Raw genomic sequence first — 18,152 nt, 5'->3', positions numbered from 1 at the left:
GCGACCGGGTCCCGCAACACCGCGGGCTGCCGCACGGATCCGTACGGCACCCGGACGATTCCCCGCCCGCCCGCCGCGGGCACCGGGGAAACCGGCAGGCCCCCGACGACGGCGCACAGGCGTCGCCCCCGGGCTCCGGAGTCCGGCGGCAGCCGCCCGGTGGCGTACGACGACCCCGGCTGCGGCACAGGGCCGTTCAGCGGGTGGTCGGCTTAGATTCGGGCAGGGTCGCGGCCCGGTCGGCGACCAGGCGGATCGCCGCGACCGTGAGGTCGGGGTCGTGGACCTGGACGTAGTGGTCGCTGCCGGTGGCCAACAGCTGCGGGGTCTGCGGCCGCAGCCCGACCAGTGCGCGTTGGGTCTCGGGCCAGGCCGCTTCGAGCTTCGCGAGCAGCGCCTTGTCCATGGTGGCCGGCGCGGCGAAGGGCGCGGTCTTGCTGAGCACCGCGACCGGGACCGGCGGGAGCGGGCCGCCCCGGTCGATGGCGTCGACGCCGGCGTCGATGTCGACCTGTTCGAAGTTCGGATCGGTGTCGAAGGGTGTGCCGGGGTGGCGCAGGGACGTGACGTACGCCGCCCAGTCCGCCCCCATCGCCGGTTTCAGCCCGGGGCCCAGGGCGTCGACGAGGACCAGCCCGCGTGTCCGGTCGGGGTGTTCCTGCGCGTACCGCAGGGCCAGCATCCCGCCGAAGGAGTGCCCCACCAGGAGGTACGGGCCAGGGACGCGACCGGCGGCCAGTACCCGGTCCAGGTCCCGGACCATGTCGGGCAGCGCCCTGGTTCCGCGTACGGGCGTGCTGCGGGTGGTGAGCGTCGGTGGCTGCGTGTAGCGGATGGTGCCGGGCCGGTCGTACGTGCACACCCGGGTGAACGCGGCCACTCCGGGCAGCACCGCCGGTGCCTTCGGCACGGGTGGGGTGGTGTCGGTCAGCGACCACGGGTCGGAGGCCTCGTGGAGGCCGGACAGCAGTACCACGGTCGGGCTCCCTGAACCCTCGCACCGCAGGTACAGGCCGCGTCCGCCGCCGATGTCCACCCGTTGTCCGGTGTCCCCGCCGTCGGGCCCGGGCGTGGCCGCCACCAGGAGCAGGACACCCAGCGCGGCCGCCGACGCACCGCGCGCACGCCATCGCATGTGTCCATCCTCCTCCGTGCCGCGCCCGCCCGCCTCCGGGCATCGCGCCGTGCTCCCGGAGGCGGGTGGGCGCGGCCGTCCCGGCGGTCGGGTCAGGCGACCGCGCCGTTGTCCACGGCGGCCGACTTCCCGAAGACCTTGACGGCCTGGTAGTAGGTCCAGGCGGTCGAGTCGCACGAGGTGCGCTTCGCGCCCGTGTAGGCGGTACACACCCGCTTGAGGTCGGCGTAGAAGGCGTCGTCGAGCCGCGCCTTGTTGGCGCTGAAGGAGCCCGCCGCCTTGTAGTTGCGGTAGCCGAAGTCGTGGCGGGCGCAGGACGTCTGGAAGGGGAAGCCGAACGGGTTGTCCGGGGAGGACGAGCAGTAGTCCGTCGACCAGTCGAAGCCGTAGGCCGACCAGTTGCCCTGGTTGGCGCGTGCGGCGACCCAGGAGTTGTGGCTGGCCGCGCTGGTCTGTGTCCAACCGCTCAGGACCTGGGGCTTGTCCGCGGGTGCTGCGGCGGCCGGAGTGGCCAGGGCGACGACGGCTGCCGCCACGGCGGCCGTGACGGCGGTGAGTTGACGACGCATCGGGTTCCTCCAGGAATGGTGCGCCGGGAGCTCCCCGGCGGCGATGCGCACGAGTCTGGAAGTCCCCGTTATCAAGTGCGTACCGCCCGGCTATCCGCTGCGGACGGGTCGATGGCGAAGGGGGCGCGGGACGCCGCCGGCAGGGTGAGCGGGGTGAGCGCGGCCGGGCCCGGGATCGTTGCGGTACGCCTCAGGTGCACTGTCCCGTTCCCGTCGATGAGTCCGTCCCCTCCGGGGAGACCATGGCCCGTGTCAGGGTGTGAAGTGCAGTCCCTCGGGGGGTCTTTCACTCGAAGGAGGACTGAACGCGGCGTCGCCGATCGGATGGTCACACCCACCCCGACGATGTGACCCGGATCACCTGCGGCGGAAAACCCGGCGTCCCGGTCGTGCGTCTAGCAGGTGTGAAACGAGTGTGGGCGGCGGCAGCGCCGCAAGAACTGGACGAGGAGCGTCTCCTGCGGCGGGTGGCCCGGGGGGACCGGGCCGCCTTCGAGGAGTTGTACCGCCGCACGTCGCCCTGGCTGGCGGTGCGGCTGCGGCGCCGCTGCGACGACCAGCAGATCGTCGCCGAGGTCATGCAGGAGACGTACCTGGCGGTGTGGCGGGCCGCGGGTTCCTTCGCCGGAAGTCGGGCCGGGGGAACGGCCGTCGGGTGGCTGTGGACGATCGCGGCCCGCCGGCTCGTCGACGCCTTCCGGCGCCGGGCCCACCACGCCGAGCCGCCGCTCGCCTACGCGCCGCTCGCCGTGGCGCCCGCCGCCGACGAGGAGGCCCTGGTGGCCACGGTCGGCGGTGACGTCGGCGACGCGCTGCGGCGCCTGGCGCCGGAGCTCAGAGAGGTGTTGCAGGCCATGGTGCTCGACGGACTGTCCGTCCGCGAGACCTCCGTTCTCCTCGGCCTGCCCGAGGGAACGGTCAAGACCCGCGCCCGCCGGGCCCGGATCGCGATGCGCAAGGAGCTGGCATGAACGGGGAACACGCGTCGGCGCGGCTCGTCGACGGGTACGCGCGCGGCGACACGAGCCTCCTCGTGGACGAGGTCTGGGCACTGGAGGCCCACTTGGAGGGGTGTCGGGTCTGCCGCGACCGGCTGTCGGTGGCCGTCACGACGCGGACGCCCGCCGTGGTCGCGCTGACCGAGGCCGTCTGGTCCGATCTCACGCCCCAACTGGATTCGGCCGCCCCGGCACCGCCGCGCCGGCGCCGGGCGCGGCTGCGTACCTGGACGACGCCCGCCATGACCCCGTGGTCGGCCATGGTTCTGGCCGTGACCCTGCTCGCCCTGCTGCTGGACCTGCTGGGACCGGGCTCCGGTCAGGTGTCCCTCGTGCTGCTGCTCGCTCCCGTGCTGCCCGTGGGCGGGGTGGCCGCCTCGTGGTCGCGCGGGCTGGATCCGGCGTACGAACTGACGGCGTCCACCCCCCGGGCAGGCCTGCATCTGGTGCTGCGGCGCACCGCCTCCGTGCTCGCCGTGGTCATCCCCGCGCTGCTGGCCGGGGGGTGGACGACGGGACTGTCGGCCGCCCAGTGGCTGTTCCCCTGCCTGGCCTTCACCTCGCTGACCCTGGCCCTCGGCGCGCTGATCGGCGTGACCCGCGCCGCCGTCGCGCTCGTGGCCGCATGGGTCGCGGTGGTGGTGGCGCCGACCCTGGCCACCAGCCGTACGGCGGCAGCCCTGCAGGCGGACGGGCTGCCGGTGTGGGGGCTGCTCCTCGCGCTCGGCGTCGCCGTCCTGATCGGCCGCCGGGGCGCGTACGCGGCCCCGGGTGACCGCCGTTGAACGCGCAGGCCGCCCCGGCACTCCCCCGTAAGACCCCACGAGAACAGAGGAAGCACACGATGCCCGCAATGAGCAGGGACGACATCGCTCCCACGGCCTACGCCTGGGAGATCCGGGCGACCGGCCTGAAGGTCCGGGTCGGCCGGAACCGGATGGCCGTCGACGGGCTGGACCTGTCGCTGGGTACCGGGGTCCACGGTCTCCTCGGCCCCAACGGGGCGGGGAAGACCACCCTCATCCGGGCGCTGGCCACCGTGCTGCGCCCCACAGGCGGTGAACTGGAACTGCTCGGGGAGTCCGTGGGCGGGCGGGGCGAGTTCCGTGCGCTGCGCCGCCGGATCGGCTACCTGCCGCAGGAATTCGGCTACTACAAACGCTTCACCGTGCGCGAGTTCGTCGAGTACATGGCGTGGCTGAAGGAGGTGCCCGCGACGGACATCCCGGCGGCGGTGCAGCGCGCCGTGGAACGGGTCGGCCTGGCCGACCGCGCGGACGACCGGATGAAGACCCTGTCGGGCGGGATGGTGCGGCGGGCCGGCATCGCGCAGGCCATCGTCAACGACCCGTCCCTCCTGCTGCTGGACGAACCGACCGTCGGCCTGGATCCGGCCCAGCGGCTGCGGCTGCGGGAACTGCTCCAGGAGTTGGGCACGGACGCGTGCGTGGTCGTTTCGACCCATCTGGTGGAGGACGTGGCCGCTGCCTGCACGGACGTGGTGCTGTTCGCCGAGGGCCGGCTGGTCTTCCAGGGCACTCCCGGCGAGTTGGCCTCGGCGGGCGGCCCGGAACACGTGGGCGACAGCCCGTTGGAGCGCGGCTACGCCGCCCTGCTCGTCAACCCCGTGCGGACGCGGGGTGCCTGGTGAACCTCCGCATCCCGCTCATCGAACTGAGGCGGTCCGCCGCCCCGTGGGCCGGCGCCGTCCTCCTCCTGGCGGTCCTCGCGTTCCTGCACCTGCTGTCCGGGCCGTGGACCAGGGGCACCGCGCTGTGGACGGCGCAGTGGACGTCCATGGCCATGTGGACCCGCTACCCGCTGGTGTTCCTGTGGCCCCTGGCCGTGGGCCTCGGGGCGCTCCAGGGACTGCGCGACCATCGCTCACGCATGACCGAACTCCTCACCAGCACCCCGCGACCCGCCCTGCACCGCGCGACCGCCTCCGCCGGTCCGACGGCGTTCGCCCTGGTGGCGGCGTTCGCGCTGCTCGTCGCCCTGGGGGCGGTCCGGGTCCTCACCGGTGACGCCTCGTACACCCACCTCGGTTGGCTGCCGATTTCGCTGGTGGGGGCACTCGCGGTCGCCGCGGGGGCCGTCCTGGGCATGGGGGTCGCACGGGTCCTGCCCTCCGTGCTCACCCCGCCCGTCCTGGCCGTGGGCGCCTTCATGCTGACCAACTTCCTCCGGCAGCGGACGGACGGAGCGCTGCCGACCGCCGCGGTGCCGAACCGTCTCTCGCTGCTGTCGCCGACAGTGGCGGAGGCGCGCGAATCGTTGCTGACGCTGTCCGTGCCCGTGCACCTCGGGCAGACGCTCTGGTTCCTCGGCATGGCCGCGACGGGCCTCGCGCTGCTGATGGCCGCCGGTCCGCGCGGCCGGCTCCTCGCCCTCACCCCGCTGCTGGCGGGCGGGGTCCTGGCGGTGCTGCTGTTCCCGACCGACCCGCGCGGTACGTACGTCCTCGACCGGGCCGCGGCGGCGCAGGTGTGCGAGGGCCGGGTGTGCGTGACCGCCGCCCGGGGGTCACGGCTCGACCGGTTGGCGGGGCCCGGCGAGGAGGCACTGCGCCTGCTGCGCGACGCCCTCGGTGACCGGGCGCCCGTCGCCGTCCACGAGTCCACCCTGCCGCGCGCTTTGGGCGACGCCCCGGAGCGGTCGCCCGGGTTGCTGCTCGTCGACTTCGACGACGGGGCGATCGGCGACGCGCGGAGCGACGCGCTGACGCGGGCCCTGGTCGGCCAGGGCCTGGCGCCGGTGTGCCGTCCCCGCAGCGACACCGAGAGCGGCACGGTCTCGGAGGCCGCCGCGCAGAGCATCGGGGCGGCCTGGGTGCTGGGTGGGGAGCCCCGCCCGCTCGCCGGGACGATGCACCGGACGGAGGACCAGGACGCCTTGGTCCGTCCGGTGTGGGAGGAGTTCACCGCGCTCCCGGCGGCGGAGCAGCGGTCGCGGATCGGCGCCATGCACACGGCCTCGGTCTCCTGCTCGGGCGATCCGATCGCAGCGCTGACCGGTGGGGCACCCCGGTGAGGTGGCTGACGCTGTACGCGCGTTCCCGGCAGGTGCCCGCCTCGGTGGCCGCGGTGCTGATCAGCGGGCTGCTCGCGGGGGCGCTCGCCCGGATGGGCGGCGGCCCGTGGGATCCGCGGCTCACGACGCTCGCCCTCGCCGCGGGGGCGATGGCGGTCTCCGTCGGTCTCGGCGGTCAGGACCTCGCGATGGACCGGACGGCGGCGCTCCGTTGGATGCCGCGCCGGGCGGCGCACCTCCTGTTGTGCGGCGTGCTGATCGGCGGTGTGCTGCTCGCGGTGCAGGTGTCGAGCGGGCAGTCGACCACGCCCGCGTTCGTCGTGCGCAACGGTGCCGGGTTGATGGGCCTGGCGGCCCTCGGGGCGGCCTGGTGCGGGACGCGGTACGCGTGGATCCCGCCGTTCGTGTGGCTGTCCGTCTCCTTCGTCGCCCCGTCCGCGCAGGGCGTCCCCTCGCAGGTGCTGACCTGGATGTTGCTGCCCCCCGACGCCTCGGTCGGCGTCCGCACGGCCCTCGTCCTGGCCGGCGCGGGCCTCACGGTGTACGCCGTCGGCGGCCCGAGGCGTTAGGCCGGGCGGGGAGGCGGCGTTCGCCGCCCTCTCCGTTCGGCCCGCCGGGGCCGGTGTCAGGGCCGTTCGGCGTACTGGAGGGCGCCGCCGATCGAGAAGCACAGGGCTCCCAGCAGGGTGCCCCAGTTGGCGATGTCCGCGTCGAGCTCGCTGCCGGTGGCCCGGGGCGTGAAGGCCGCGAGGGCGGAGAGCATGAACAGGACGGAACCGAGCTGGTTGACGGCGACGATCCACCAGCCGAGGTCGTGCGCGAGCACCCGCAGCCGACCGTGGCAGACCTCGACGAACGACAGGTGCCCCGACACCAGGAACAGCACGCACCCGATGACGTCGGGCGTCCAGATCAGCCGGTTGGTCTGTTGGACGGTCAGGCCCTGGAGGAAGGAGTCCAGGAGGTTCACCCCGAACACCAGCGTGCCGGCGAACAGCGCGAACACGCACAGCCAGTCCAGGTGCATCGGTTCGTAGCTCCACCACCGCCACCGTCGGGTGACCAGGGCGTCGGCTCCGGACGGGACGTGCCGGGGGGCGTTGATCACCTGGAGCAGGGAGACGTATCCCCCCGTGTTGAAGAACAGGCCGCCGACGAAGTAGACGACGGCGCTGGTCATCGCGTCGCCGGATCCGAACTGGGCGATGGCCGCGCCGGCCGCGAAGAGCGCACCGCCGATCACGAAGGCGACGGCCGCGATGGAGTTCAGGCGGCGCAGTCGTGCGAGGGTCGCGTCGTCGGCGCGAGCGTGGCGGGCGGTCGCCGCTCCCGGTGCGCGCACCGCGAGCACGCCCCGGCGCCGGGCCTGGCGCGACTCCCAGACGGCTTCGCGGCCGTCGGGCAGTCGCCAGGTGCGTCTGGTCGTGAATGGTCCGGCGCCCTCGGCGGCGCGCAGTTCGGCCTGTGCCACGGACCGAGACTAGGCCGTCCGTCGCGGATATCGCCCGCCCCGCGCCGGGGCGCGAACGCCGCGGTCAGGGGCCCTCGACGGCGCCGGTCACCACCAGGTTGCCGTCGGGGGTGCGGTGCGCGAGGTTGCCCGTGCGGAGGTATCCGTCGGCGGTGAAGGAGCGTGCGTTGTGCTCCGGCGCCCGGTAGTGACCCCGGGGGACGTGCGGCCCCCGGGCGAGGAGCTCGCCCGGCTCGCCGTCGGCCACGGGCCTGCCGTCGGCGTCGACGATGCGGAGTTCGTCGTCGGGCGAGAGCGGGCGGCCCTGGGTGCCGAGCACGGTCTCGACCGGATCGCCCGGCCGGGTCAGGGTCAGCGGCCCCTCGGTCATGCTGAAGACCTGTTGCAGGCCGCAGCCCAGTGCGGCGCCCAGCCGTTCGGCGGTCGCCGGGTCGGCGGTCGCGGCGCCGACCTGTACCAGGCGCAGGCTGCTCACGTCGGTTCCCGCGGTGGGAAGTACCTCCGTCCAGCGTTGGGCGAGGTCGGGCAGCATCGACGTGAGGGTGACCCGCTCCCGCTCGATGGTCCGCAGGCACTCGGCCGGATCCGGGTCCTCCACCAGGACGACGGTGCCACCGGCCGAGAGGGTGCCGATGATGCCGGGGCAGCCGAAGGCGAAGTGGGAGGAGGCGGGCAGCGCCGCGAGGTACACGTCGTTCTCGGTGAGCGACACCAGCTCCGCGGCGGCCCGCGCCTGGTAGGCGTAGTCGTTGTGGGTGCGCGGAACGAGTGCGGGCGTCCCCGTTCCGGCGTCGGCGAGCAGGAGGAACGCCACCTGGTCGGCGCTGCGCGGCGGCGTCGGCTCGGGCGGGGAGTCGATGGAGTCCAGCGGGAAGTAGTAGCAGCCCGCCGGGTCGGTGGTGAAGCCTCCGTACGGGGACGCGGCGCCCGGTGCCTCCAGGGTGAACACGCGCCGGAGGAAGGGTCCTCGGGCCGCGATGTCCGCCGCCATCGCCGTGTGGTCGAAGCCCCCGTACGTCGACGGGCCGACGTAGCCGACGCTCTCGGTGATCCGCACGAGGTCGGCGACCTCGGCCGCGCCGTACGGGAGCGGGCAGAACACGGGGATCGCGCCGACGCGCATCAGCGCGAACACGGTGATGACGAAGTCGGGGACGTTCGGCAGTTGCACGAGGACCCGTTGCCCCGGTCGCAGGCCGCGCAGCCGGAATCCTGAGGCCATGCGGTCCGCGCGCCGGTTCAGCTTCGCGTAGGTGACGCGGGTGTCGCCCTGCACGAGCGCGGTCCGCGGCCCGTACTGGAGGGCCCAACCGCGGAGCAGGTTGTCCAGGGTGTTGCCGTTCCATCGCCCGGCCGCCCAGTAGCGGTCGACGAATTCCTCCGGCCAGGGCGTACAGCCTTCGAGCAGGGGTGTCATGTGCTTCTTCCTGTGCCGGTCCGTCCTGTCGTCCTGATCTTGGCCAGCCAATCCCCCGCCGCCGTCGGACGCAATGCGTCATCCGAACCAGGGACGGCGGCGTTCATCGGCCGATGGTCCAATGCGGGGCGCTGACCAGCGCGATGCCCGTGGCGGGGGACGGCTCGGCGGGTGCGGGGACGCGTTCCAGGACGCCGCCCGCGAAGACGTCGTACAGCGGCAGGCTCTCCAGATGGACGTACCCGATGTGGCACTCGCAGCTGGTCAGCGGGCAGGGACGGGGGACGAGGGCGGAGCGGTAGGAGCCGTCGTAGAGGTTGCCGAGTTCGGTGCGCACGAAGTGGCAGCGGCGTACGGCGCCGTCGCCGTCCACCGAGATGACGGACTCGCCGGTGCGGCACGGCAGGCCGGCCGAGCGGTGCGGGTACCGGCTGTACGGGAACAGCGGGTCGAGGGCGGTCCAGGTGTCGGCCTGGGCGTCGGTGTACGTGTGGCCGTCGGCGGCGTTCACCCACAGGTAGACGTGGGCGGGGAGGTCGGCGCGCAGCCTGCGGGCGTGCTCAAGGTTCTCGGGCAGGCCGACGATGCCGACGCTGTGGCGGACACCCCGGTCGGCGAGGTCGCGCACCTTGCCGAGGAAGCGTTCGTAGGGCGTCTGTCCGGGATGGTAGGTGCACCACAGGGCGAGGGTGTCGGGGTCGGCTTCCGCGAGCCAATCGGTGCGGCAGCTGAGGTTGGTCTGGATGGCGACGCGGTCGACGTGCGACTGGTGGGAGAGGTCGACGAGGGCGCGCCGGTACCAGGAGCGGACGAGGCCCTCGCCCCAGGGTGTGAAGAGCAGCGAGAGCCGGTCCTCGGTACGGGAGCAGGCCCAGTCGACGAACCGTTCGAGGGCGGCCCGGTCGGCGCGCAGTTGCGCGCCGGTGTCGCGCCGCTTGGCGAAGGGGCAGTACGGGCAGTCGTAGTCGCAGGACGCGAGGGGGCCGCGGTACAGGAGCGTCAGGTCCACCGGTGCTACTTCGTCTCGTAGGCGGCCATGGCGGCCCGGACAGCGGGCGAGAACAGGGCCGGGCCGACCGCGTCGGAGTGGGCCATGCCCTCAGGGGTGAGGCGCAGGACGGGGCCCGTGCCGGCCTGGTGGAGCCAGCCCCGGGCGGCGAAGGCGGAGAGTTCGGCGGGGAAGTCGTCGTGCGGGTCGGTGCCGAACCGCTCCCGGTAGTCGGCGACCGGCATGCCCCGGGCCTGGAGCAGCGACTGGAGCAGGTGACGGCGGCGCGCCTCGTCGGCGTTGGTGGGCCGGCCGTGGACGGCGCGGGTGAAGTCTTCGGTGGTGGTGTAGTCGTCGATGATCGACCGGATCTCGCCCATGTCGACCGCGTAGTCGAAGGAGTAGTGGAGTGCGGAGGTGTAGGAGCGGGCGCCGCAGCCCAGGCCGATCATGCCGTCGGTCTGGCAGGCGTGGTCCTCGGGCCCTCGGGGCGCCGTGCCGGTGAGCCGGAACATTCGCATCGACACCTGCTCGTAGCCGTTGGCGAGGAGGTGGTCGCGCCCCCGTCGGTAGAGGTCGAGGCGCTGTTCGTCCCAGGCGAGGTCGGTGAGCGCGGTGCGTCGGGCGAGGCCGGTGAGGGGGCGGACGTACAGGGGGTACAGGTACAGCTCCTCGGGCCGCCAGGCCAGGGCGGCGTCCAGGGAGGTGCGCCAGGTGGCGGGGGTCTGGCCGTCGATGCCGTAGATGAGGTCGATGTTGAGGACCGGGACGCGGGCGTCGCGGATGCGGCCGAGCGCCGCCTCGACGTCGGCGCGCCGTTGGGGGCGGACGGCCGCCCGGGCCTCTTCGGCGACGAAGCTCTGCACGCCGATGCTGACGCGGGTGGTACCGCGTTCGGCGAGGACGGCGAGCCGGTCGGCGGTGGCGGTCGCGGGCGAGGTCTCCACCGACCACGGGACGGCCCGCAGGTCCGCTCCCATGGTCAGCTCCGCGATGTCGCAGAGCCGTTCCAGTTCGCGGGCCGTGAGGAAGGTCGGGGTTCCGCCGCCGAACGCGGCGTTGGCGAACCGTACCGGCGTCCCGTCGCCGAGGGACGCGCGTACGGCGACGGCCTGCCGTTCCATCGCGTCGAGGTAGCGGCCGGTGAGCCCGTCCGGGGCGCCGACGCGGGTGAAGAGGTTGCAGAAGCCGCAGCGGACCTCGCAGAACGGTATGTGGAGGTAGAGGGAGAGGGCGTCCTTGCGTTCGCCGCGCCACAGTTCGCGCAGGGCGGGCCGGTCGGGCAGCGGCCGGTACGCGGTCTTGTGGGGGTAGGCGTACACGTAGGAGTCGTACGGGCGGGACCTGGTCTGATCGGCGGGCGCGGTGGGCGCGGGCGCGAGGGTGGTCATGCGGACGGCTCCAGGAAGAAGTGGGCGTACGGCACCGTCCAGACGGCCTGGTGGGCGAGGCGGTGGCCGGTGTAGCCGTCGTCGCCGTAGGTGGTGCCGTGGTCGGAGCAGACGATGGCGAAGCAGCGGCGGCGGGAACTCATGGCGGCCAGGAGCCGGCCGACGTGCCGGTCGACGTATTCGAGGGCGGCGGCATGGGTGGCTCGGGTGTCGCCGGCCTCGGCCGTGGCGCCGGGCAGGTGGAACCAGTTGGGCTGGTGCAGCGCGGAGGCGTTGACGAAGAGGAACAGCCGTTGATCGGCGGGGAGTTCGGCGACGACCTGCTCGGCCCGCTCCACCTGCGCCTCGAAGGAGGTCGGTGACGCGACGCCGAATCCGGGTTCCCAGTGGCTCTCCTGGAACATGCCGGGCAGGACGTCACCGAGCGCGCCCCGTTTGTTGAAGAAGCCGACGCCGCCGACGCACACCGTGCGGTACCCGGCCGCGGCGAGCCCGGACACCAGGTCGGGGGTGTCGAAGACGTACGTGCGGCCTTCGGTCGTCTCGCTGCCGGCGAAGCGGGCGGCGAACAACCGCGGGTGCGGGCCCGGGCGGGCGGGTGTGGGCAGGAATCCGGCGAACATCGCCTGGTGGGACGCGTAGGTGAAGCTGCCCGGGGCGTGCCGTTCCTCCCAGGCGCCGCCGGGCAGGTGGCGGGCCAGGTTCGGGATGCGTCCGGCGGCCGCGAGTTCGACGGCGACGTCGTGGCGCAGGGTGTCCAGGGTGAGGAGCAGCAGGTCGTCGCGGCCCACGACCTCGTTCATGTCGGGGATGGGGGCTTCCGGTGTTTCAGGCGGTTGCACGGTGGTTCCTCGTGGGGTGGTGCGGTACGTGTTCACGGGTGGCGGCGGCGACCTGCGCGGCATAGGTGTCCCGGCCCTCGGCGCCGCTGCCCGGCAGCCCGGTCAGGCCCGGCAGCAAGTCACCGAAGGCGTTGACCTCGGCCACGGCGAACCGGCGCCAGCCGACGGCGGGCAGCAGGTCGACGCCGACGCAGAGGGTGGCGGGGAAGCAGGCGGCGGCCCGCTCACAGATCCTCAGGGCCTCGGCCCAGCCCGCCGGGCCGACGGCCCGGACCACGGCGGACAGGTCGCCGCGCCGGCCACCGAGGTGGAGGTTGGTCATGGGGGTCCGGCTGGTGCGCACCACGGCGTGGGTGGCCCGCCCGGCCACGACGACCACCCGCAGGTCCACCGCCCCCTCGCCGAGGGAGGCCTTGGGCCACCAGCGTTCGACGTGGAGTCCGTCGGGCGCGAGGGCGTCGACCAGCGCGGCCACCTCCGGTTCGTGCGTGAGGCGGCGCACCCGCAGGGAGTTGTACAGCCGGCCGTCCCGCGTCCTCTCGACGGAGGTGGTCGCCCGGATCCGGCCGCCGCCGGCGGTCTCGACGGCGACGATCCCGGAGGCGGAGGAGCCGTGGGCGGGCTTCAGGAACATCCGGGGCATGCGGTGCGCGTCCATGAGGGCCCGCACGTCGTCCCAACCGCCCACCGGTGCGGCGCCGCCGGAGGTCGGCGACTGCGGTACGGGGATCCCGGCCCGGGCGAGGACCCGGTGGCAGCTCCGTTTGTCGAAGAGCACGGCCAGTTCGTCGGGGTCGTCGAGGCGCAGACCGCCGGTCAACGTCCGGACGGCGGCGGTGAACGCGGCGTACCAGCGGGCCCCGCCCTCGACCCGGGTGGGGTCGTCGGCGCCGCGCAGGAGCCGGTCGACCTGCGCGTTCTCGCCCGGCGACTCGATCCGGACGATCTCGTCGTCGGCGAAGGCGGCGCCGCCCGCGCGCAGGACGTCCGTCCACGGCACGATGCGCGGCGCGGGCAGCCCCGCGGCGCGCACGGCCCCGGAGAACAGGGTGACGCGCCGGTTCTCCGGGTTGCCGACGACCGCCCAGCGCGGCGGCGCGTGGTCCGTCATGTCCCGTGCGCTACTCGCCGACGGCGACGAAGCGCCAGGTGCGGCCGTCGTACTCGTCCTCCTCGGCGTGGCCGCGGTCCAGGTCGAGGATGACGCCGGCGCGGCCGAGGACCTCCTGGAAGCGCTCGCGCAGCGGCTCGTCGAGGTAGTTGTGGTGCAGGTCGAGCTTCTTCAGGTGCGTCAGCGGCTGCCCCGCGAGCAGTGCGGTCGCACCCTCCACGGTGAGGACGCCCATGGACAGGTCGAGGGTCTCCAGGTGGGCGACGACGGGCGCGGACGCGACGGCGACGGCGATCCCGTCCTGGATGTCGCTGTTGCGCAGGCCGAGGTGGCGCAGCCGCGGCAGGCGTTCCCCGTCGAGGAGCGGCGCCACGTCGGTGACGGTCGCGTCGCCGCCGTACTCGGACGTGCCGAGCCACAGGTCGAGGTGCTCCAGGGCGGGCAGGTCGCTCGCGGCGACGCCGCGGACGGCCTCGGCGGGCATTCCGCCGGTCTCGACGGTCAGGCGGCGCAGCTTCCGGTGCGTGAGGGGCGGCAGGACCAGGCCGGAGCCGCCGCGCACGCCGAACTCCTCCAGCTCCGGGAAACCGTCGAGGAGCGGGCCGACGTCACCCTGGTTGATCCAGGAGATCTCGCATTCCTCCGACTCCATGTCGCCGAGGAACAGGGCCCGCAGGGAAGGCAGTTGGGGGCGCGCTTCGAGGAGGGCCGCGATGATCTCCTCCGGGCCGGTGTCGTAGGCCTCCTCCCAGGAGCCGACGACGATCGCGCGGACCGCCGTGGTGTCGACCGCCGCGCGGAACCGGGCGAAGGCCTCGGCCCAGGTCTCCTCGCTGTCATAGCTGTCGGTGGCGATCCGCCAGGCGACGTCGTCGGCCTCGGGCAGACGCGCGTCCGCGTCCTTGGGGCCCGGGAAGTCGATGACCGGCAGCCCGCCGAATCCCGTCAGATGCTTCGCGTAACTCATGGGTTCCCGCCGTTCCTCGCCTGTCGCGTCCGGTGCGCTGCAAGTTGTACCAAGCGGGACGGACAACGGCCGAGGTGGGGTGCGGGAGGACGAGGGAGGCGCCCGGTCCGGGGGCGGCACGCCGCGTTCGGGGCGGCCGCCGGCCGGTTCGGCGTTGCCGTCGGCCGGTGCGGTTCGGGATGTCGGACCGGCCGTTTTCCGGGAGCGTACAACCGTGGTGGTAGGCGGGCGCCATCCCTGGTGGTAGGCCGGAGTGCACTCCTGGTGGGCCGACGGGCACGGCGGCCGGCGGCTACGTTGTCGCTCGTTCCGAAACGCCCACGACGGAGGATCGCCGCATGCAGACCCGTATGACCGATGACCCGCGCAGGCGCGTGGCGTGGGGCATATCCCTCGTCCTGATCGCGATCACCGCGCTCCTGGGGAGCGCGCCCGGTGCCGCGACGGCGACGCCGCTCGGCGACCCGCCCGTGCCCGTGCTCTCCTGGGGGCCCTGCGACGGGGCGGACACCGACGGTCCGGGGGACGGCTTCGAGTGCGCGACCGCCCTGGTGCCGCTGGACCACCGCCGACCCACCGGGGCGACGATCCCCCTCGCCGTCACCCGGCGGCTCGCCACGGACCCGTCCCACCGGACCGGTGTCCTGCTGCTGCACCCGGGCGGACCCGGCAACTCCGGCGTCGACTTCGCGCGCAACAGCTACGACGCGCTCCCCGCCTCCCTTCGCGAGCGCTTCGATGTCGTCGGGTACGACATGCGGGGCGTGGCGCGCAGCGGGCAGGTCGAGTGCTGGAACGACAAGGAGTACACCGCCGCCGTGGACGCCGCGCGGGGCGTACCGGGCCCGGGCGCCCTGCGGGAGGCAATCCGGCAGGGCCTCGACTTCGCCACCGCCTGCAAGGAGCGCGCCGGGAACCTCGTACCGTTCGTCGGAACCGGGTCGAACGCCGACGACATCGAGCTGCTGCGCCGGGCCCTCGGTGAGGAGACGCTCTCCTTCTACGGACGTTCCTTCGGCAGCTACGTCGGCACCGTCTACGCCGCCCGGTACCCGCTGCGGGTCCGCGCCATGGTGCTGGACGGGGGATACGATCCGCGCGCCTACGCCGACGTGCCGTACGCCTACGACGCCGGGCAGTTCGCCGCCCTGGACGCGGCGGTCGGCCGGTTCCTGGACTGGTGCGCGCAGAACGCCGCCACGTGCGGGTTCGGTGACGGCGAACCCCGGAAGGCCTTCGAACGGCTCAAGCGGTCGCTGGACGCCGACCCCGTCATCACCGCGAGCGGACGCCCGGCCACCGGCTACACCCTCGCCTACCGCCTGATGTTCAACATCAACTCGGGCAAGGTGATCTGGCCCTACCTGGGGCAGGCCCTGCGCGCGGCCCAGGACCGCCAGGCCTCGTTCCTGCTGTCGCCGCCGTCTCCGGGGTCCTTCGACTTCCTCAACGTCAACATGGCCGTGGAGTGCTCGGACCGCGTCTACCCGGCCGGTCGGGTGCTGCTCGGCGCCCTGGTCGGCGCGCAGGCGGCCTCCGCTCCCCTGCTGGGACCCCCCGTCGGCCTCGGGCCGCCGACCTACGACCACAATCACGCGCCGACCTGCGCCCAGTGGCAGGCCGAGCGCCCGAGCCGGCACGAGGGCTCCTACCGGGCGGCCGGTTCGGCGCCGATCCTGGTCCTCGGCACGACCGGGGACCCGGACACCCCGTACCAGGACTCCGTGGCCCTGGCCAGGACACTGGACAACGGACGGCTGCTGACCTTCGCGGGCGAGGGGCACACCGCCTACAACCGGAGCGCGTGCGTGAGCGCCTTGGCCACGGCCTACCTCGCCACGCTGGCCGTGCCCGCGCGCGACACCGTCTGCGCCGACGAGGCTCCCCCGACACCGATCGGCCTCCGTTCGACGGCGCCCGAGGTGGACGAGACGCAGGACGTGCTCCCCGTCCTGCGCTGAGCCGACCCTCGTGGCGGTCGGGCCGGGCGGTCAGGTGGTCGGGCGACCGGGCGGTCGGGGAGCCGTGCGGGAGGCGCCGGGACGGGCTGCGAGGCCCCAGCGGTGCAGGAGCCCTTCCTTTCCGTCGTGGGTGAGCCAGGTGCCGTCACCGAGCGGCCTGGCGAACCCGTCGACGGGACGCGGGTAGGCGACGCCGCCGCGCACCGTGAGCGTGCGGGCGTCCAGGAGCCAGTGATCGGCCGCTCCGGGGTGCTCGTCGTACTCGACCGTGGTGGCGATGACCGTGTCGGCGTCCACGAAACCGCACAGGTGGTCCCAGGGCCGGTACTCGTCCCCCTCGTCCGCCTCCTCGCCCGTCGGTCGGGTATCCGCCGTGGCCAGGACGGCGCCGTCCAGGGCGTGCAGGCGTACGTCCTCGCCGTAGTGCTGGACGGTGAGGAAGCCCGCGTGCCCGGGGTGGACGTCCGCGAGAATCCGGTCCTCGGTCTCGTTGACGTCCCAGGTGGTGACCTCGCCACCGTCCAGGCGGGCCCAGTGCAGCAGGATTCCGTCCTGTCCCATGCCGATGCACAGGCCCATGTGGACGCCGTCCGGATGCGAGACGTGGCTCGACCCCGAGGCGACGCTCGGCAGGGGGACACGGGCGAGCTCCGCGCCGTCCGCGGCGTCGATGACGACCCAGTACTCGTCGTACGCGTCCTGCTCGGCGTGGCCGTCCTCCGCCACGACGTGCGCCCACACGAGTGCTCCGTCGTCGGAGACACGGCACGATCCGGATTCGATGCCGCGGCACACCTGCTGCTCGTCGCCGCTGTGCCCGTGTCCGATCCGCCGGTCCCAGCAGCCGTGCCGGTACACCCACAGGGTGGTTCCGTCGGCCGCGACCGCCCGGACCGAGCGTTGCCCGGAGAAGACCGCGAAGGAGGCGTCCGGAGCCACCGAATGCTGCCCGTGGGACCAGTCCGGCCACGGGAAGGGGAAGACGGCAACCGGCGCCCGGTCACCGCCCCACAGGCCTTCCAGGTCGTACGCCTCCAGGTCGTGCCCGCCGCGCAGCAGGGCGCGACGGCTGTCGGCGCCCCGCGCTTCCCGCGCGAACCCGTCGATCAGGGCGTCCCCACCCGTCAGGGCGAGCGAGTCGAGCAGGAGCGCGGGGATCATCGTCGTCATGGCGGCGACCGTAGCGCCGGCCACTGACGCCGCCGCGCACAGGGCCACTCGGGCCGCCGGGAGCCGCATCCCGCTCCCCCACCGTGACGCGCGCCACCCGACCCTCCGTCCGGGCAGCCTCCGGCCTGCGTTTATGATGGTGGCAGCGAAGGGGAGTAGTCCCGAAATACCGCTGGTCGACACACTGGACAGGGCAACCCGTCCCGGCCATCGGGCCCCGGCACACTGTGCCGTGGTGGACGAGACCTTCGGCCAAGCATGACCACGTCCGCACATACGTGCGGGCCGATCCGTCGTGCCGGGCCGAGTGGTTCTCCCGTCGCCCCTGGGTGTCGATCGAGCTGACGGTCCGGCCCCAGCAGAAAGCACCAGGATGACTCTCGACCCCCTGGCGATCATCACGGCCTTCGGCCTGATCTTCCTCGCGGAGCTCCCCGACAAGACCATGTTCGCCTCGCTGGCCATGGGCACCCGCATGCGTCCGCTGTACGTGTGGTTCGGCACCTCCACGGCGTTCATCGTGCACGTGGCCATCGCCGTCGGAGCCGGCAGCCTCCTCGGGATGCTCCCGGACATGCTGGTCAAGCTGGTGTCCGCGGCCCTCTTCGCCTTCGGCGCGGTCGTGCTGCTGCGCAGCGGGGACGACGAGGACGAGAACGGCGCCGCCAAGACCGTCACGGGCTTCTGGCCCGTGTACACGACCGCGTTCATGGCCGTGTTCATCAGCGAGTGGGGCGACCTCACCCAGATCACCACGGCCAACCTCGCCGCCACCAACGGCTGGCTGCCCACCGCCATCGGCTCCGCCCTCGCCCTGATGTCGGTCTCGGCCCTGGCCCTGCTGGTCGGCCGGTTCATCGCCCAGCGCGTCCCGCTCAAGACCGTTCAACGGTTCGGCGCCGTCTGCATGGCCGCTCTCGCCGCGTGGACCCTCTTCGAGGCCTTCACCGCCTGACCCGCCTCCGACGGCCCCGGCGGCCGTGCCCGTACCGCCCGGCCGCCACCGCTCCACCGCCCCACCGCCGCTCCGACGGCCGGGGCGGGCGACGCGACGCGCCCGTTCCGGGGGCCTCCCCGCAGCAGGACCAGGAGAGACCGA

Annotated in this window: 17 protein-coding genes; 7 read left to right on the top strand and 10 right to left on the bottom strand. The window is 73.5% G+C overall.

What is annotated here, in order from left to right:
- Positions 1-196: 196 nt before the first annotated feature.
- Together ACZ58N_RS25905 and ACZ58N_RS25900 are read right to left on the bottom strand one after the other, a co-directional pair.
- Positions 197-1,135, bottom strand: coding sequence for an alpha/beta fold hydrolase (locus ACZ58N_RS25905; protein ID WP_471164302.1), 939 nt, complete (start codon positions 1,133-1,135; stop codon positions 197-199).
- Positions 1,136-1,227: 92 nt separating this feature from the next.
- A complete protein-coding gene (locus ACZ58N_RS25900) occupies positions 1,228-1,704 on the bottom strand; it encodes a phospholipase (protein ID WP_471164299.1) in 477 nt (158 codons plus the stop codon).
- A 467-nt stretch (positions 1,705-2,171) separates the two neighbouring features.
- On the opposite strand from ACZ58N_RS25900, the gene ACZ58N_RS25895 reads away from it, so the two are divergent.
- The 5 genes from ACZ58N_RS25895 to ACZ58N_RS25875 are packed head-to-tail and all read left to right on the top strand — an operon-like array spanning position 2,172 to position 6,304.
- Positions 2,172-2,675: an RNA polymerase sigma factor gene (locus ACZ58N_RS25895; protein WP_471164403.1), complete on the top strand. Its 504-nt coding sequence runs from the start codon at positions 2,172-2,174 to the stop codon at positions 2,673-2,675.
- Positions 2,672-3,487, top strand: a complete 816-nt coding sequence (locus tag ACZ58N_RS25890; RefSeq protein ID WP_471164298.1) for a zf-HC2 domain-containing protein — start codon at positions 2,672-2,674, stop codon at positions 3,485-3,487. Before ACZ58N_RS25895 ends, ACZ58N_RS25890 begins: the two co-directional genes overlap by 4 nt.
- A 59-nt stretch (positions 3,488-3,546) precedes the next feature.
- Positions 3,547-4,353 carry an ABC transporter ATP-binding protein gene (locus ACZ58N_RS25885; RefSeq protein WP_471164296.1) on the top strand — a complete coding sequence of 269 codons (807 nt, stop codon included), beginning with the start codon at positions 3,547-3,549 and terminating at the stop codon, positions 4,351-4,353.
- Positions 4,350-5,735 carry a hypothetical protein gene (locus tag ACZ58N_RS25880; protein ID WP_471164293.1) on the top strand — a complete coding sequence of 462 codons (1,386 nt, stop codon included), beginning with the start codon at positions 4,350-4,352 and terminating at the stop codon, positions 5,733-5,735. The genes ACZ58N_RS25885 and ACZ58N_RS25880 overlap by 4 nt, the downstream gene beginning before the upstream one ends.
- Positions 5,732-6,304 (top strand): hypothetical protein, encoded by a 573-nt coding sequence (locus ACZ58N_RS25875; RefSeq protein ID WP_471164291.1) that lies wholly within the window; start codon positions 5,732-5,734, stop codon positions 6,302-6,304. The genes ACZ58N_RS25880 and ACZ58N_RS25875 overlap by 4 nt, the downstream gene beginning before the upstream one ends.
- Before the next feature lie 56 nt (positions 6,305-6,360).
- Here the strand turns inward: ACZ58N_RS25875 and ACZ58N_RS25870 are convergent, their stop codons facing one another.
- The 7 genes from ACZ58N_RS25870 to ACZ58N_RS25840 all read right to left on the bottom strand — a co-directional run bounded on the left by ACZ58N_RS25870 (position 6,361) and on the right by ACZ58N_RS25840 (position 13,922).
- Positions 6,361-7,206, bottom strand: a complete 846-nt coding sequence (locus ACZ58N_RS25870) for a hypothetical protein (protein WP_471164289.1) — start codon at positions 7,204-7,206, stop codon at positions 6,361-6,363.
- 64 nt (positions 7,207-7,270) lie between these two features.
- Positions 7,271-8,623: an AMP-binding protein gene (locus tag ACZ58N_RS25865; RefSeq protein WP_471164286.1), complete on the bottom strand. Its 1,353-nt coding sequence runs from the start codon at positions 8,621-8,623 to the stop codon at positions 7,271-7,273.
- A gap of 103 nt (positions 8,624-8,726) precedes the next feature.
- On the bottom strand, positions 8,727-9,632 hold the full coding sequence (locus ACZ58N_RS25860; protein WP_471164283.1) for an STM4011 family radical SAM protein: 906 nt from the start codon (positions 9,630-9,632) through the stop codon (positions 8,727-8,729).
- A 5-nt stretch (positions 9,633-9,637) separates the two neighbouring features.
- Positions 9,638-11,002: an STM4012 family radical SAM protein gene (locus ACZ58N_RS25855; RefSeq protein ID WP_471164280.1), complete on the bottom strand. Its 1,365-nt coding sequence runs from the start codon at positions 11,000-11,002 to the stop codon at positions 9,638-9,640.
- Positions 10,999-11,805, bottom strand: a complete 807-nt coding sequence (locus tag ACZ58N_RS25850) for an STM4013/SEN3800 family hydrolase (RefSeq protein WP_471164278.1) — start codon at positions 11,803-11,805, stop codon at positions 10,999-11,001. Before ACZ58N_RS25850 ends, ACZ58N_RS25855 begins: the two co-directional genes overlap by 4 nt.
- 25 nt (positions 11,806-11,830) lie before the next feature.
- Entirely contained in the window at positions 11,831-12,955 is a 1,125-nt protein-coding gene (locus ACZ58N_RS25845) for an STM4014 family protein (protein ID WP_471164275.1), read from the bottom strand.
- A gap of 10 nt (positions 12,956-12,965) precedes the next feature.
- Positions 12,966-13,922 (bottom strand): STM4015 family protein, encoded by a 957-nt coding sequence (locus tag ACZ58N_RS25840; RefSeq protein WP_471164273.1) that lies wholly within the window; start codon positions 13,920-13,922, stop codon positions 12,966-12,968.
- A gap of 338 nt (positions 13,923-14,260) precedes the next feature.
- Between ACZ58N_RS25840 and ACZ58N_RS25835 the strand changes: the two genes are divergently transcribed.
- Positions 14,261-15,883: an alpha/beta hydrolase gene (locus ACZ58N_RS25835; protein ID WP_471164270.1), complete on the top strand. Its 1,623-nt coding sequence runs from the start codon at positions 14,261-14,263 to the stop codon at positions 15,881-15,883.
- 30 nt (positions 15,884-15,913) lie between these two features.
- On the opposite strand, the gene ACZ58N_RS25830 is transcribed toward ACZ58N_RS25835, so the two are convergent.
- The gene (locus ACZ58N_RS25830) at positions 15,914-17,053 is read right to left on the bottom strand and encodes a hypothetical protein (RefSeq protein ID WP_471164267.1); all 1,140 of its coding nucleotides are present in this window, start codon (positions 17,051-17,053) and stop codon (positions 15,914-15,916) included.
- Between the two features lie 373 nt (positions 17,054-17,426).
- Between ACZ58N_RS25830 and ACZ58N_RS25825 the strand changes: the two genes are divergently transcribed.
- Complete coding sequence (locus ACZ58N_RS25825; RefSeq protein WP_389700088.1) at positions 17,427-18,008, top strand: TMEM165/GDT1 family protein; 582 nt, start codon at positions 17,427-17,429, stop codon at positions 18,006-18,008.
- The last annotated feature ends 144 nt before the right edge of the window (positions 18,009-18,152 follow it).

The organism is Streptomyces sp. NPDC040432 (genome assembly GCF_055595445.1).
The sequence above is the reverse complement of the archived record's forward strand: the minus strand, read 5'-3'. Positions and strand labels throughout refer to the sequence as shown.

Coding starts and splice junctions, on each gene's coding strand:
- ACZ58N_RS25905 (WP_471164302.1), bottom strand. CDS start 1,135: ATGCGATGGCGTGCGCGCGGTGCGTCGGCGGCCGCGCTGGGTGTCCTG.
- ACZ58N_RS25900 (WP_471164299.1), bottom strand. CDS start 1,704: ATGCGTCGTCAACTCACCGCCGTCACGGCCGCCGTGGCGGCAGCCGTC.
- ACZ58N_RS25890 (WP_471164298.1), top strand. CDS start 2,672: ATGAACGGGGAACACGCGTCGGCGCGGCTCGTCGACGGGTACGCGCGC.
- ACZ58N_RS25885 (WP_471164296.1), top strand. CDS start 3,547: ATGCCCGCAATGAGCAGGGACGACATCGCTCCCACGGCCTACGCCTGG.
- ACZ58N_RS25865 (WP_471164286.1), bottom strand. CDS start 8,623: ATGACACCCCTGCTCGAAGGCTGTACGCCCTGGCCGGAGGAATTCGTC.
- ACZ58N_RS25855 (WP_471164280.1), bottom strand. CDS start 11,002: ATGACCACCCTCGCGCCCGCGCCCACCGCGCCCGCCGATCAGACCAGG.
- ACZ58N_RS25850 (WP_471164278.1), bottom strand. CDS start 11,805: ATGAACGAGGTCGTGGGCCGCGACGACCTGCTGCTCCTCACCCTGGAC.
- ACZ58N_RS25845 (WP_471164275.1), bottom strand. CDS start 12,955: ATGACGGACCACGCGCCGCCGCGCTGGGCGGTCGTCGGCAACCCGGAG.
- ACZ58N_RS25840 (WP_471164273.1), bottom strand. CDS start 13,922: ATGAGTTACGCGAAGCATCTGACGGGATTCGGCGGGCTGCCGGTCATC.
- ACZ58N_RS25835 (WP_471164270.1), top strand. CDS start 14,261: ATGCAGACCCGTATGACCGATGACCCGCGCAGGCGCGTGGCGTGGGGC.
- ACZ58N_RS25830 (WP_471164267.1), bottom strand. CDS start 17,053: ATGACGACGATGATCCCCGCGCTCCTGCTCGACTCGCTCGCCCTGACG.
- ACZ58N_RS25825 (WP_389700088.1), top strand. CDS start 17,427: ATGACTCTCGACCCCCTGGCGATCATCACGGCCTTCGGCCTGATCTTC.